We start from the raw sequence: 14,167 nt of genomic DNA, 5'->3' as shown, positions 1-14,167 counted from the left end.
AGTTAATGGGTCTGTGATTCGTTGATTTATGGTATCTGTGGTGTGTGTGGTGATCCTTTTGTCTCTCCGATTCCCTCAGGGTTCCCCTCACGGACCGGCAGGCGGAACAGGCGCGGTAGAGGGGAAACGGATGTACGAGCTTTCGCGGGTCCGCCTGCATTCGGTGGGCCCGGCGGGCGCCCGGTACCAGGACGTGGTGCTGGACTTCAGCGGCGTCGGGGCCACGATCACCGCGCCGAAGCAGGACGCGCTGTTCTCCGCGGGCATCCACGCGGGCGGCCCGGTGCGCCGCCCGTCGCCGGCGAGCGTGCTGTTCCTGGAGAACGGCGGCGGCAAGTCGGTGCTGATCAAGCTGATCTTCTCGGTGATGCTGCCCGGGCGGCGCCAGGTCGTCGGCACCACGAGCACGAAGGTGCTGGAGAAGTTCGTGACGGCCAAGGACGTCGCGCACGTGGTGCTGGAGTGGCTGCACGTCGAGACCGGGCAGCGGGTGATCACCGGCAAGGTGTCGGAGTGGCGCGGGCATGTGACGTCCGCGGATTCGGAGAACCTGGTCGACTCCTGGTACTGCTTCCGCCCGACCGCCGACGTCGCGCTCGATTCGCTGCCGCTGACCGAGGACGGCCGGCTGCTCACGATGTCCGGGTTCCACGACCGGATCGCGGGTGCCGCGATGGCCGAACCGGAGCTGGAGCTGTTCTGGACGCGCCGGCACCACGAGTGGACCGGACGGCTCGACCAGCTCGGCCTCGACACCGAGCTGTTCCGCTACCAGCGTGCGATGAACGCGGGCGAGGGCGAGGCGGCCGACGCGTTCCAGTTCTCCACCGACGAGGCGTTCGTGGAGTTCCTGCTGCGCGCGGTGCTGTCGGAGGACGAGCCGAAGGACCTTGCAGAGGTCGTGTCGACGTACGCGAACAACCTCTCGCAGCGCGGCGATCTGATGGCGGAGAAGGACTTCGTCGAGGGTGCGTTGGAACTGCTGGGTCCGCTGGCTGAGGAAGAAGGCGTGGCGGCGGCGTCGCGCCGGATCGCGGAATCGGCGCGGGAGGACCTCGGCGAGCTGGCCGGGCGGATCCACGCGCGCAACGAGCTGGAGAACGCGCGGCTGTCCGGGCTGGAGGAGCACGTCGAGGAGGTCCGGACTGCCGAAAAGCTCGCCGAGGGCGACCATCGGCGGCTGACCGCGGGCGTCACCGAACTGCGGCGGCTGGTCGCGGTGCTGCGGCTGGAAGAAGCGCAGATCGAACGCGAGCGCGTCGACGGCGAGCTGGCCGAGGCGAAGACGCAAGCCGAGGCGTGGCGCGAAACCGCGACTGTGCTGAACCGGTTGAACGCTGCCCGCAAGGCGAAAGACCTGCGGGAGCTGGTCGGAAACCGCGAGGAGAAGGCGAAGCCGGCGCTGGCTGCACGGGATGCGGCGGCGGTCGCGTTGGGGCGCGGTTTGATTTCGCTGGCGCGTGATGCGCAGCGGCAGGCGGACAAAGCCGAGGCGCACGCGGACGCGTTGCGCGCTGAGGCGGAAAAGGCGCAGACCGAACGGGACGAATCGGCGAACCTGGCTGCTGGCCGTCGGGCTGAGGCGCGCGGGCTGTCGTCGCGGATTGCTGAGCTGCGCGAGGAAATCTCGGAGTCGGTCCGAAGTGGACTTTTGATGTCCGGTGCGGACGTCGCTGAGTCGGCCAGGGCGGCGCGAGCCGAAGCTGAGGCCGCGACGGCGGAATCCGTTCGCCGGGAACAGGAACTCGACCGGGTCGGCGAGGATCTGCAAGCGGCGCAGCGCTCGGTCAACGAGGCGCACCAGCTCGCCGGGTCCACTCAGGACCGTCTTGTGCGGGCCGCCGAAGACCTCGAACGCGCGCACCGGCGTACCGACGCGCTGGCCGCTGAGCCGCGGTTGATGGAGCTGCTCGGTGCGGACGACGTCAAGCTGGAGAGCGATCTTCCGGTGCTGCTGCAGCGTTTGCGCGACGCGAGCGCGGCGGTGGAGAAGGAACAGACCGCGCTGCGGATGGAGGAGTCGGCCGACGAGCGGGCGCTCGCTGCGCTCGGTTCGGGCGGGCTGCTGCCGCCGCCGGAGGACGTGCAGGCCGCGCTGGATGCGTTGGAGCAGGCCGGAATCACCGCATGGTCGGGCTGGCGTTATCTGTCCAAACTGGACTCGGTGCGGCGCGACGAAGTGCTGGAGCGGATGCCGCAGCTCGTCGCCGGGGTGCTGCTGAACGACGCGGCGCAGGTGAAGCGGGCGCGTGAGGTGCTGTCCTCCGAGCGACTGCTGCCGAGCGCGGTCGTCGCGGTCGGTACCACGGACGCGTTCCAGGCGGCCGATGTGCCTGCTGCGGCAGGCGTCGAGTTCCTCGTGCCGCCGAACCCGGCGATGTACGACGAGGAAGCCGCCGACACCGAGCGGGAAGCCGTGGCGCAGCGGCACGCGGAACGGCAGCGTCGGCTGGAGCAACTGTCGGAGTCGCTGGCCGCTGATGGTGCTTTGACCTGGAAGCTCACCACCTGGCGCGAGGACTACCCGGCCGGTGCGATCGGGACGCTCGCTGAACAGGCCGAAACCGCGCGCGTCGCACGGGAGACCGCGCAGACCGCGCTTGGCCAGGCGGAGGCGGAATTCGCCCGGTTGAGCGAAAAAGTCGCTTTGCTGCGTGAGCGGGTCCCGGCGTTGCGGACCGCTGCTGCGGAAGCCGAGGAGAAGGCGCGCCGGCTCGGCGAACTGTCCACTCGGGCCGCACGCGTCGCGGAATGGACCGAAGAAGTCGAGCGGGCAACGGAAATCGCGGAACGCGCGGAGACTTCGGCGGCCGAGGCGTCGGCGCGAGCGGCGCGGTTGCGCGAGCAGGCGGGGGAGGAGCAGCGGACCGCTGACGGACACCGCCGCACCGTGACCACCGCGCGTTCCGAACTGGCTGAAGTGCCCGGCGCGGCCGAGTTGCCGGAAGACGTCGAAACGCCTTCGGAACCGGTGGATGCCTTGCGGCGCACCTTTGCTTCGGCGTCGGAGGCGTACGCGAAGGTCGAGGTCGGCAGCGATCTCCGGGCCGAGCTGGAGCAGGCTGAGTCTGCCGAAGCAGCGGCTTCTTCTGCGTTGGAAGCGCTGGACGAAGAAGTCCGAGTGCGTGCGGCGACGTTGCTGGAGACGCCGGACGGTTCGGACTCTTCCACGCGGGCGGCAGCCTTGGCGCGGGCGCGGCGGGTCGTCGATGCTTTGGAAGAGGAACGCACCGAGGCGATCGGCCAGGTGTCGACGCGTCGGACTGAGCTGGACGTCCTGCCGTTGCAGACCGGCGTCGCTTCTCCAGCCGAGCGACCGCGCGACATCGAGCACGGCCTCGAGCTGATCGATGCGGCGTCGCTGGAAGTTTCCGCAGCGGCGCGGAAGTGGGAAGAGCTGCAGGAACGCCGAGCGGCCGCGGACGCGACGCTGGACGCGGCCAAGGCTTCGGCGTCCGGCTTCGGGTTGCTGTCGGAATCGTTGGCGCACTTGCGTTCCGAGGATCCGGCGGACGCGTACGACGGCGATGTCGAGTCCGCGCGGACCCGGTACAACCAGCTCAACACCGTACTGAACGACGCGCAGTCGGCGGCCGACTCCGGCGACCGGCGGGTGCGCGCGGCGGCGGACCAGCTGGCGCAGTACGCGACCGAGAAGCGGTTCGAGAAGCTCAGCACGCCGGTGCGGCAGCAGGTGATTTCCGTCAAGCGGGACCAGCTTCCCGCGCACGCGGCGGAATGGAGCGAGGCGCTGCGACCGCGACTGCGGACGCTCACCGACGACCTCGCGCAGATCGACCGGCACCGCGGCGGCATCATCACGCGGCTGCAGGGGATGGTCGAAGGCGCGTTGCGGACGCTGCGGTCGGCGCAGCGGGTGTCGCGGTTGCCGGACGGGCTCGGCGACTGGTCCGGCCAGGAGTTCCTGCGGATCCGGTTCACCGAACTGGAAGACCATGTGCTGGCGGAAAAACTGGGCGAGGTCGTCGACGAGGCGGCCGCGGGCAAGACCGCCGACGGCCGCGACGTGAAGCGCGACGGGCTGTCGCTGGTGCTGCGAGGGGTGCACGTCGCCTCGCCCAAGGGGTACCGGGTCGACATGCTCAAACCGGACTCCGTGCTGCGCACCGAACGCCAGCGAGTGTCCGAAATCCGCGACGTCTTCTCCGGTGGCCAGCAGCTGACCGCGGCGATCATCCTGTACTGCACGCTGGCGGCTTTGCGCGCCAACAACCGGGGCAAGGCGCGGAACCGGCATTCGGGCGTGCTGTTCCTGGACAACCCGATCGGCCGGGCGTCGGCCGGGTACCTGCTGGAACTGCAGCGGGCCGTGGCGGAAGCGCTGGGCGTGCAGCTGATCTACACGACGGGCCTGTTCGACGCGGGCGCGCTGGCGGAATTCCCGCTGATCGTGCGGCTGCGCAACGACGCGGACCTGCGCGCCGGACGGAAGTACCTGTCGGTGGACGCGACGATCCGGAACTCGCTCGACGACCTCGGGGACCCCGACGGGGTGGCCCGGCTTTCGGCGACGCGGATGTTCAGCCGTGCGGCTACTCCGGTGGATTCGTCCGCCGAAGAAGAACAACCGGCCTGACGGCTGGCGCGCGGTCTGCCCCGGACGGCACACCGCGCGCCGAGGCCCGTCAGCCGATGGGCACGTACGCCAGCCCCTGCCCGCCTGCCGCTTTGGTGTCCAACCTGGTCACCAGACTGCGGGTCCTCCCGAATCGGCCCCGGTCTGGTTCCGCACCGCCATGCCCGCCGGTTTGTTCTCTTGACCAGCGCTTGTGCGATTTCTGTCGGACCCTCCTGGTAGGAATCGAGTCGTGAAGATGACCCTCGCCCAGCGCCGGGCCCGCCTCGGCGTACGCCACCACCTGGCGGCGCGGACGACGACCGTCGAGGAAGCAGTCGACGGCGTCGTCGCACTGCACGCCACCGATCCCGCCTCGGTGTACCTGTCTTCGTGGTCGCGCGTGCACGCGATCTCGGTCGCCGATGTCGAGGAAGCTCTGTACTCCCGGCGCACCCTCCTGCGTTTGCTGGGCATGCGGCGCACCGTGTTCGTCACCGATGTCGCCACCGCCGCCCAGGTACAGGCGGCTTGTTCCTACTACATCGCCGCGCGTCAACGCCGCCTGCTGGAAAAGCAATTGGGCACCCTGGGCCACCCGGACAACGTCCCGAATCCGGCCGATTGGCTGGACGAGGTGCTGGCGAGCGTCGAAAAAGCCTTGCGCGCCAGAGGATCGGCAACCGCCCAGCAACTGGCGGACGACGAACCGCGCCTGCGTCAGCAACTGCTGATGGCTAAGGGGAAGCCGTACGAGTCGATCGGCAACGTGACCAGCCGGGTGCTGTTCCAGCTGGCCGCGGAGGGACACATCGTGCGAGGCCGCCCGCGGGGGAGTTGGCAAAGCACGCAGTACTACTGGTCGCCGCTGACCGATTGGCTGGCAGAAGGCATCGCCGGATCTGGCCCCGACGACAACCTGGGCTGCTCCACCGTGGGTGCTGGCTCGGGGCGCTCCGATTCTGGTGCCGCGACCGGGCGACGCCGCTCCGCCGCCGGTGCGGTTGGCGGGTCAGGCCGCCCTGCCGCCGTCGCCGATGCCGGTTCGGGCCGCTCCGATCCTCAACCAGCTCGCCCCGGCGCCGCTCACTGGCCAGCCCTCTCCGAAGACGAAGCCCGAACCGCCCTGGCCCGGCGATGGCTGTACGCCTTCGGCCCCGCCCCGGTCGCCGACCTCCGATGGTGGACCGGCTGGAACGCGGGCCAAACGAAAAAGGCGCTGGCCGCCATCGGCCCGGCAGAGGTGGACTTGGACGGCGAACCGGCAATCGCCCTGCCCGACGACCTCGTCCCGGTCCCCGCTCCCGACCCGTGGATCGCTCTGCTCCCCGCCCTGGATCCGACCGCGATGGGCTGGCAGTCGCGAGACTGGTACGTCGGCCCGCACCGCGCCGCCCTGTTCGATCGCAGCGGCAATATCGGCCCCACGGTCTGGAGCGACGGCCGGATCGTCGGAGCCTGGTCTCACCGCCCGTCGGGAGAAGTCGCGGTCCGTCTGATGGAGGACGTCGGAGCCGAGAAGACCGCCGTGGTGGAGGCCGAGGCGGCCCGGCTGAGCGAGTGGCTGGGGGAGGCGCGAGTAGTGCCGAAGTTCCGCACCCCGGCGGAGAAGGAGCTTTCTGGATAGCGGTTCGCACTGTGCCGGAATGACCAGCTGTCGCGCGGGCATCGTGCGGGGCCGGACGCCTCGGCGGGTGGGGCGGACGAATGACCCAGCGGCCGGGCTGCCTTGGTGATCGGAATGCGACGGGCGCGAGGGTGAAGCCACAGTGCGCCGGGCCGCGAGGCAGCCCGTCGGCCGCCGCATGAGCCAGTCCCGGCTCTCGACCCCGCCTGACGCCCGCCTCCCGCACCTTCCGGCAGTTCGTTCGGCCGCCGCACCCTGCGCGAATCCCGGTGCGCTTTGCGGATGCAGGTCGTCTCCGAACACCCGTCTCCGACCCCGCCCGATCCAACCCGCCCCAGTTGTCCCGCGCGGCCAGTTCCTCGCCCCGCCGAGCCGGACCGGACCTCCGGAACCCGACCCGCCCCCTCGCCTCCCCCGGCAGACCCGCCCGACAGCGTGAACCGGGGCACCAAGACCGATCAAGCCACTGGTCCGCTTCGGCCCCGGACCCCGGCGGGAGCGCTCGCCCCGTTTCGGGGCCTCACCCGGCTGAGCTGGGTTCTTAATCGATTCTTGACGTCCCCGGGCAGTGGTGGAAGTCTCGTCAGGGCAGTCCGGGGCAACGGTGCCCGCACGCTAGGGTTGCACCGATTCCGGAAGTCGCGGAAGCGCTCTCCGGGGCGGGCGTCCCGGACGAGAACTTCAGCAGTGTCCAACCCCACGGTCGGCGGCCGGCGCGCCGCCGCCGTGATCAACACCAGAGGAGTGGCAGCAGTGACCGTTCGCGTAGGTGTCAACGGCTTCGGCCGGATCGGCCGCAACTTCTTCCGTGCCGTGAAGGCGAGCGGTCACGACATCGAGGTCGTCGCGTTCAACGACCTCGGCGACGTCGCCACCATGGCCCACCTGCTCAAGTACGACTCGATCCTCGGCCGCTTCCCGGGCGAGGTCAGCGTCTCCGACGAGGGCATCGTCGTCGACGGCAAGACCATCAAGGCCCTCGCCGAGCGCGACCCGGCCAACCTGCCCTGGGGCGACCTGGGCGTGGACGTCGTCGTCGAGTCGACCGGCTTCTTCACCAACGCCGACGCCGCCAAGGCGCACATCGCCGGCGGCGCCAAGAAGGTCATCATCTCCGCGCCCGCCAAGGGCGAGGACCTGACCGTCGTCCTCGGCGTCAACGACGACAAGTACGACGGCTCGCAGACGATCATCTCCAACGCGTCCTGCACCACCAACTGCCTCGGCCCGCTGGCCAAGGTCCTCAACGACGCCTTCGGCATCGAGCAGGGCCTGATGACCACGATCCACGCCTACACGCAGGACCAGAACCTGCAGGACGGCCCGCACAAGGACCTGCGCCGCGCCCGCGCCGCCGCCCTCAACGTCGTCCCGGCCTCCACCGGCGCGGCCAAGGCGATCGGCCTCGTGCTGCCGGAGCTGCTCGGCAAGCTGGACGGCTACGCGCTGCGCGTCCCGGTCCCGACCGGCTCGGCCACCGACCTCACCGTGACCCTCAAGAAGTCCGCCACGGTCGAGGAGATCAACGCCGCCTACAAGGCCGCCGCCGAAGGCCCGCTGGCCGGCATCCTGAAGTACTCGGTCGACCCGATCGTGTCCTCGGACATCGTCACCGACCCGGCCTCCTGCATCTACGACTCGCCGCTCACCAAGGTGATCGGCAACCAGGTCAAGGTCGTCGGCTGGTACGACAACGAGTGGGGCTACTCCAACCGCCTCGCCGACCTGATCAAGCTCGTCGGCTCCAAGCTCTGAACCCGATGAGCGTCAAGAACCTCGAAGACCTGCTGAGCGAGGGCGTTCAGGGCCGCTACGTGCTGGTGCGCAGCGACCTGAACGTCCCGCTCGACGGGTCGGCCATCACCGACGACGGCCGGGTCCGCGCCGCGCTGCCGACGATCAAGAAGCTCGCCGACGCGGGCGCGAAGGTCGTCGTCACCGCGCACCTGGGCCGCCCCAAGGGCGAGCCGGACCCGAAGTTCACGCTCGCGCCGGTCGCGAAGCGGCTGGGCGAACTGCTCGGCTCCGAGGTCCCGCTGGCCGGTGACCTCGTCGGCGAGTCGGCGAAGGCGCTCGTGGCCGGACTGGGCGACGGCGGTGTCGTCTTGCTGGAGAACGTGCGTTTCGACGCGCGCGAGACCAGCAAGGACGCCGTCGACCGTTCTGAGCTGGCCGCCGAGCTGGCCGCGCTGACGCCGGGCGGGGCGTTCGTCTCCGACGGCTTCGGCGTCGTGCACCGCAAGCAGGCCTCGGTCTACGAGATCGCCGCGGTGCTCCCGGCGTACGCGGGCGGCCTCGTGCTGGCCGAGCTGGACGTGCTGAAGAAGCTCACTGACGACGTCAAGCGGCCGTACGTGGTCGCGCTCGGCGGCTCGAAGGTGTCCGACAAGCTCGGCGTCATCGCGAACCTGCTCACGAAGGTCGACCGGCTGCTCATCGGCGGCGGCATGGCGTACACGTTCCTCAAGGCCAAGGGCTACGAGGTCGGCACGTCGCTGCTGCAGGAAGACCAGCTCGACCAGGTCAAGGGCTTCCTCGCCGAGGCCGAGAAGCGCGGCGTCGAACTGGTGCTGCCGGTCGACGTGCTCGCCGCCGAGGGCTTCGCCGCCGATGCGGCGCACGAGGCCGTCGACGTCACCGCCATCCCGGCCGACCGCATGGGCCTCGACATCGGCCCGCGCAGCGCCGAGCTGTTCGCGCAGAAGCTCGCCGACGCGGCGACCGTCTTCTGGAACGGCCCGATGGGCGTCTTCGAATTCGAGGCGTTCGCCGGCGGCACCCGCGCGGTGGCCGAGGCGCTCGTGAAGAGCGACGCGTTCACCGTCGTCGGCGGCGGCGATTCGGCGGCCGCGGTGCGGCAGCTGGGCCTGCCCGAGGACGGCTTCTCGCACATCTCCACCGGCGGCGGCGCCTCGCTGGAGTACCTGGAAGGCAAGGAGCTGCCCGGCGTGGCGGCGCTGGAGGGGAAGAACTAAGTGGCACGCAAGCCCCTGGTGGCAGGCAACTGGAAGATGAACCTCAATCACCTCGAGGCCATCGCCCTGGTGCAGAAGATCGCCTTCGCGCTGCCGGAGAAGTACTACGCGAAGGTGGACGTGACGGTGCTGCCGCCGTTCACCGACATCCGCAGCGTGCAGACCCTGATCGACGCCGACAAGCTCTCCCTCACCTACGGCGCGCAGGACCTGTCGCCGCAGGACTCGGGCGCGTTCACCGGCGACATCTCCGGCCCGATGCTGGCGAAGCTGGGCTGCAGCTTCGTCACCGTCGGGCACTCGGAGCGGCGCGCGATCCACGGCGAGACCGACGAGCTGGTCAACAAGAAGGTCAAGGCCGCGCTCAAGCACGGCATCACGCCGATCCTGTGCGTGGGCGAGGAGCTCGAGATCCGCGAAGCGGGCGAGCACCTCGAGCACACCCGCAACCAGCTCGTCGAGGGTCTCAAGGGACTCAAGGCCGAGCAGGTGCAGGCCGTCGTGATCGCGTACGAGCCGGTGTGGGCCATCGGCACCGGCAAGGTCGCGACCGCCGCCGACGCCGAAGAGGTCTGCAAATCCCTGCGCGGGACGCTGTCGGAGAAGTACGGCGACGAGGTCGCCACGGCGGTCCGCGTGCTCTACGGCGGCTCGGTGAAGGCCGGGAACGTCTCCGAGCTGGTGGGCGCGGACAACATCGACGGCGCGCTGGTCGGCGGCGCGAGCCTCGACGGCGAGGAGTTCACCAAGCTCTGCGCGCTCGCCGCCGGTGGCCCGCTGCCCTGATCGTGGGCACTACCGGGTAGCCTGTGTGTTCGGTCCGTCACTAGAGCAGTGGACGAGTCCAGGGGTACGGTGAAGATCCGCACGCTGGTGCGGGTCCGGCCGTACCCCTGCATGCTCCGACAAGCACAGAGGATGACATGAAGCTGTTCCTGCAAATCCTGTTGATCGCCTCCAGCGTCCTGCTGGTGGTGGCCGTGCTGCTGCACCGCGGCCGGGGCGGCGGCCTGTCGTCCCTGTTCGGCGGCGGGATGCAGTCGAGCCTCGCGGGGTCCAGCGTCGCCGAGAAGAACCTCGACCGGATCACGCTGCTGCTCGGGGCCATCTGGCTGATCAGCATCGTGGGTCTCGGCCTCCTGCTCAAGGTATGACCGGGTCCCCGGAAGGGGACTTGCGATCGGCGTGCCTATTGGGGGGCGCGCCGCCGATTCCAACGGGTGAGGATTCATGGTTGGCGGTAACGCGATTCGCGGCACCCGCGTGGGTGCCGGTCCTTCGGGCGAATCGGAGCGGGGTGAATCGGCGCCACGGCGCCGGGTGTCCTATTGGTGTGCGAACGGGCACGAAGCCCGCCCGTCGTTCGCGATGGACGCGGAGGTCCCCGAAGAATGGGATTGCCCGCGCTGCGGGCTTCCCGGCGGGCAGAACGAGCAGAATCCGCCCGCCGCGCCTCGGACCGAGCCGTACAAGACGCATCTGGCTTACGTGAAGGAACGCCGCAGCGACGCCGACGGTGAGGCCATCCTCGCCGAAGCGCTCGAGCGCCTCCGCCAACGCCGCGAATTGATCTGAGGCACGGTTTTTCTCCGGGACCACCGGCTTCCCGTCCGCGAGGGCGAGGGCCGGTGGTTTTTTAGTTCCCGGGGTTCTCAGGTGGTCTGGACCTGCGGGAGGGTGGTTCGGACCTCTGCGGGACGGGTGGCTTGGTTCGGCCGAGCGGTTCCTGTCCGGACGGCGGGGCTCAGGCGTCGTCCGGGTGGTTCAGACCTCTGCAGGGCGGGGCATTCTGGGGTCGTCCGGTGCCCGAGACAGGTGCAGGCCTTTGCGGGCGGGCTGCTCAGTCAGTTCCTGTTCGGACTGCGCTGCCAGCCAGCCTGGGCGGTCTCGGCCTGCGGAGGACACGTCCGGCGTTCTGAGCGATGACTTGGCACCGGGCAGTTCTTGACCGGTCCAGACCAATTCCCAGTCAGGTCCAGCCAGGTCCCGTAAGGTCCGCCCAGGGTCAGCGGTCCAGCGGATACCGCGCCCGCACCCGGAATCCGCCGTCCTCCGTTCCGGACGTTTCGAAGCTTCCGCCCAGCAGCCGGGCGCGTTCGGCGAGTCCGGTCAGGCCGTGGCCGCCCGACGGGAACGCTTCTCCGGCGCGACAAGCACGGGCGTTCTCGACCTCGATGTCCAGCGCGCCGCTCGCCGCGTGGATGCGGATCGTGGCCGTCGCGCCGGGGGCGTGTTTGTGGACGTTCGTCAGGCATTCCTGCACCGTCCGGTACGCCGCCGCCGAGACCTGGCTCGGCAGGGTGTCCGGCAGCTGCTCGACGGTCAGCTGCACCGGCACGTCGCACTCGCGGATCAGGTGGTCCAGTTCCCCGATCCCGGGCCGCGGGCCGTCGTCGCCAGAACCGGAGCGCAGCACGCTCACCAGCGAGCGCAATTCCTCCAGCGTCCGCGTCGAGAGCTGGCGGATGACCTGCGCCGTCTCCAGCGCCGGACCGTCCTTGGCCTGGGCCTGCAGTGCGCCGGCCTGCATGGCGATCAGCGTGATCTGGTGGGACACCACGTCGTGCATCTCGCGGGCCAGCCGCGCGCGTTCCTCGGCGCGGACAGCGTCGGCGTGGAAGCGGCGTTCGCGGTCGCGGCTCTTGGCCAGCTCGCGCAGTTTCGCCGAGATCTCCGCGCGCGCCCCGATCAGCAGGCCGATCGCGATCGGCATGCCGGCCACCAGAACGCCGTAGATCCCGTCGAGGACGTGTTCGCGCCAGCTCAGTTCCGCGAACTCCTGCAGCGGCCACCGCACGAACCGGCAGGTGAACACCAAACCCGCGCCGACCCAGGTCTGCCAGTGCAATTGCCGCCGCGTCGCGAGCATGCCCAGGTTGAGCATCGACGCCAGCTGCGCCCATCCGGCGAAGAATCCCGGCGCCGCGGCGAGCACCGCGAGGAACGGGAAGCGCCGCCGCACCACGACCGCGAGACACGCGGCGGCCGACAGGTACAGCGAATAGGGCTGTGCCTTCGGCGGCACGACGAGCCAGACGTCGAGCACCGCCAGCAGCACGACCACCGCTTCGACGGCGATTGTCGCGACGAGGGGTTTCCGGAACACGGCGAACGCGCCCGTCAGGCTGGCGCGCCTGGCTCGCCCGGCGGCTCTCGCTGCGGAGCTGCTCATCGAGATGCCAGGAATCGAGAGTCCCTCAGTGCTCATCGCGGCGACCCCATTCGTCTTGTGGACTTAGTGATGAGATGCTCCGGCCACCCGATCGGGACGCGCGGCGGTGAACAAATGTGCGGATGCTAACGGGAACGTGTGTGTTGCCAGTAAGTTTCACCCAGAGTGGTTCTAGTGGTGTTGTAATCTCCACGACTGCTCCAACAGGATGAACAAAGCGCGGTCGACATCACCATGTGTCGATCACATCACCTTATGTTCACCATACGGCGGTTCCCACATACTGGTGAGCCGCTTTTTGGCGGAGTGTCAGTTGCTCCATTTGCCGCCCAGGTCGGGGCAAGATCCGCGCCACGCGAACAGGGGAGAGATCACCCGTGCGGGTGGGCGGGAAGTGTCGCTGCGCAGTCGAAGGCCGCCGCGGCGTGGCGAGCACGACGCGGCGGCCTCCGAGTGATCAGCCGGCCGGGGCTTACGCGGGCGTCTCCGCGGTCGCGACGAGCACCGCGCGGCCGAGCACGTGGCCGAACATGGTGAACCCGAGGACGGCGGGCGTCGCGTCGGCGGGGACGCCGATCGACTCGACATCCAGGGCGTGCACGACGACGAAGTAGCGGTGTTCGCCGTGGCCGGCGGGCGGGGCCGCGCCGATGAAACGCGCGGCTCCGGCGTCGTTGCGGAGCTGGAAAGCGCCCTCGGGCAGGCCGGAGCCGGTGTCGTCGCCCGCGCCTTCCGGCAGGTCGGTGACGGCGGCCGGGAGGTCGGCGACGGCCCAGTGCCAGAAGCCGGAGCCGGTCGGCGCGTCGGCGTCGTAGACCGTGACGGCGTAGCTCTTCGTGCCTTCCGGCGCGCCGGTCCAGGACAGCTGCGGCGACGTGTCTTTGCCGCCGGGCACGCCGAAGATCCCGGAGAACTGCTCGGCGGACCAGGCCGCGCCGTCGGCGACGGTCGTGCTGGTGACGGTGAAGCTCGGCACCTCGGGAAGGCGCGCGAACGGGGAGTTGGCGGACATGGATTCCTCTCACGGGAAGCGGTACCTGATCGACGATAGCAATGATAATCGATGATTTGTCAGATCGTCTATCCTGGGGGCATGAAGCAGATGCTGTCCGAGCAGATCTACGACCAGGTCCGCGCCGCGATCATGCGCGGCGAGGTCGAGCCGGGGCAGGCACTGAAACCGCAGGAGCTCGCGGCGCGGTACGAGGTCAGCCTCGCCGTGGTGCGGGAGGCGCTGGTCCGGTTGGTCGGCGAGGGACTGGCAGAACGGCTGACGAACCGCGGCTTCGCGGTGCCGACGCTGGCCGACCGGCGGTGGCAGGAGATCGTCGAAGCGCGCCAGACGGTCGAGCCCGCGATGCTGCGGTTGTCGGTCGCGCGCGGAGACTTGGAGTGGGAGACGCGGGTGCGCGCGGCGGGACACCGGCTCGCCCGGACGCCGATGTATGTGCCGGACGAAGGCAGCTACTACTCCGCTGCTTGGGCGGAGGCGCACCGCTTGTTCCACCGCACGCTGCTCGACGGCTGCGGCAACGCGGTGCTGTTGGAGAATTTCGACCGGATGTGGATGGCGAGCGAACTGGCCCGGCGGTGGACGGTGCACCCGGCGTACCGGCTCCCGGTGGAAGCGGTGCTCGCCCAGCACGAGGAGCTGGAGCGGGCCGCGCTGAGCCGGGATCCGGAGGCGGCGGCCGGGTTGCTGATGGACCACCTCGGGGCGACGGCGACGCTGCTGAGCGGTGCGGAGACGGGGGAGTCGTGAGTGCGTATCGCGGTTAGAACCGGGAGATCGCCGCGCGGCTGTTGAACGACGACAT

10 protein-coding genes are annotated in these 14,167 nt (G+C 69.7%); 8 read left to right on the top strand and 2 right to left on the bottom strand.

Features of this window, described 5'->3' with window-relative positions; all coding sequences use genetic code 11:
- The first annotated feature begins 130 nt into the window (after positions 1 to 130).
- The 7 genes from ACWDNU_RS42295 to ACWDNU_RS42265 all read left to right on the top strand — a co-directional run bounded on the left by ACWDNU_RS42295 (position 131) and on the right by ACWDNU_RS42265 (position 10,753).
- The gene (locus ACWDNU_RS42295) at positions 131 to 4,597 is read left to right on the top strand and encodes a hypothetical protein (RefSeq protein ID WP_449672988.1); all 4,467 of its coding nucleotides are present in this window, start codon (positions 131 to 133) and stop codon (positions 4,595 to 4,597) included.
- Between the two features lie 238 nt (positions 4,598 to 4,835).
- The gene (locus tag ACWDNU_RS42290) at positions 4,836 to 6,203 is read left to right on the top strand and encodes a winged helix DNA-binding domain-containing protein (protein ID WP_449672989.1); all 1,368 of its coding nucleotides are present in this window, start codon (positions 4,836 to 4,838) and stop codon (positions 6,201 to 6,203) included.
- A 753-nt stretch (positions 6,204 to 6,956) separates the two neighbouring features.
- A complete protein-coding gene (gene gap, locus ACWDNU_RS42285) occupies positions 6,957 to 7,958 on the top strand; it encodes a type I glyceraldehyde-3-phosphate dehydrogenase (protein WP_344267257.1) in 1,002 nt (333 codons plus the stop codon).
- A 5-nt stretch (positions 7,959 to 7,963) separates the two neighbouring features.
- Positions 7,964 to 9,178: a phosphoglycerate kinase gene (locus ACWDNU_RS42280; RefSeq protein WP_449672987.1), complete on the top strand. Its 1,215-nt coding sequence runs from the start codon at positions 7,964 to 7,966 to the stop codon at positions 9,176 to 9,178.
- Entirely contained in the window at positions 9,179 to 9,964 is a 786-nt protein-coding gene (tpiA, locus tag ACWDNU_RS42275; protein WP_449672986.1) for a triose-phosphate isomerase, read from the top strand.
- A 137-nt stretch (positions 9,965 to 10,101) separates the two neighbouring features.
- Complete coding sequence (gene secG, locus ACWDNU_RS42270; protein WP_033292761.1) at positions 10,102 to 10,332, top strand: preprotein translocase subunit SecG; 231 nt, start codon at positions 10,102 to 10,104, stop codon at positions 10,330 to 10,332.
- Between the two features lie 76 nt (positions 10,333 to 10,408).
- Complete coding sequence (locus tag ACWDNU_RS42265) at positions 10,409 to 10,753, top strand: RNA polymerase-binding protein RbpA (protein ID WP_344267249.1); 345 nt, start codon at positions 10,409 to 10,411, stop codon at positions 10,751 to 10,753.
- Between the two features lie 430 nt (positions 10,754 to 11,183).
- Here ACWDNU_RS42265 and ACWDNU_RS42260 read toward each other — a convergent pair whose 3' ends face one another.
- Entirely contained in the window at positions 11,184 to 12,386 is a 1,203-nt protein-coding gene (locus ACWDNU_RS42260; protein WP_370938738.1) for a sensor histidine kinase, read from the bottom strand.
- Positions 12,387 to 12,822: 436 nt separating this feature from the next.
- The gene (locus tag ACWDNU_RS42255) at positions 12,823 to 13,362 is read right to left on the bottom strand and encodes a YbhB/YbcL family Raf kinase inhibitor-like protein (protein WP_370938737.1); all 540 of its coding nucleotides are present in this window, start codon (positions 13,360 to 13,362) and stop codon (positions 12,823 to 12,825) included.
- A gap of 90 nt (positions 13,363 to 13,452) precedes the next feature.
- Here ACWDNU_RS42255 and ACWDNU_RS42250 point away from each other — a divergent pair, with 90 nt between their 5' ends.
- Positions 13,453 to 14,112 carry a GntR family transcriptional regulator gene (locus ACWDNU_RS42250; RefSeq protein WP_370940505.1) on the top strand — a complete coding sequence of 220 codons (660 nt, stop codon included), beginning with the start codon at positions 13,453 to 13,455 and terminating at the stop codon, positions 14,110 to 14,112.
- The last annotated feature ends 55 nt before the right edge of the window (positions 14,113 to 14,167 follow it).

This window comes from Amycolatopsis sp. NPDC003676 (assembly GCF_053587275.1).
This window is presented reverse-complemented; position numbering and strand designations above follow the sequence as displayed.